Source organism: Clostridium ihumii AP5 (assembly GCF_000612845.1).
Classification (GTDB): domain Bacteria; phylum Bacillota; class Clostridia; order Clostridiales; family Clostridiaceae; genus Clostridium_J; species Clostridium_J ihumii.
The window spans coordinates 1-828 of record NZ_CCAT010000034.1; the positions used below are offsets into that span (position 1 = coordinate 1).

Genomic DNA, 828 nt, shown 5'->3' on the forward strand with positions numbered 1-828 from the left:
ATTTATGGGGTATTTAAAGGGGAAAAGTTCGCTTATAATATTTGATATACATGCAAACTTGAAATATAAATATGGAAATAGACAATTTGGGTATAGGGGATATTATGTTGATACAGTAGGAATAAATAGAGAAATAATATAAGAATATATAAGAAATCAAATAAAAGAAGATTTTGAGTATAAGCAATTAAGTTTAAAAGAATATATAGACACGTTTAACGGGTGGTTATGATTGTATAAAATTAAATTATTTATTGTTTAAAGAAAAAGTTGCAATGTACTCATTGATAGCAATATATTTTAATTAGATAAAAATATATTGGTTAAAATATATTGGTTAAAATATAACTAGAATATATTCCCTAAGGGTTAATATACAATTAAATATTTTTGATAAGTTCATGTATAGATTAATGGCTCATGTTTATATTTTAACTCTTTAATAAGTTATCAATATATATAATTTTTATACTTATTTAATTATACTATTTGTAAGTTTTCTCTATATATAGTTAGCTTTTTTAAATCACTAGTTAGGAAATAAAAAGTTAAAAATTTAATATACGGTTTATTATGAAAAATTATATTAGAATTTTATAATTTATAATTCATTTATATTGATATACAAATACAATCTAATAATAGTAAATTATATTTTTTAGACCGTAATAACAAGGAAAGTTGTTATTAAAGTCTAAATACTTTACCTAGTGTATCATTAATAACATATAAGAGAAAATAAAAGAATAATATAGCAATATAACTTTAAACTGGCATTATACAAATAAATTTTAAATATGTATATTAGATTAGATATATAATAAATCT

General features: G+C 19.1%; 1 pseudogene. It reads left to right on the forward strand.

Annotation, left to right across the window (positions count from 1 at the left end):
- Positions 1 to 232, forward strand: a pseudogene (locus tag BN346_RS21120) (transposase); the annotation flags it as partial.
- Positions 233 to 828 lie beyond the last annotated feature (596 nt).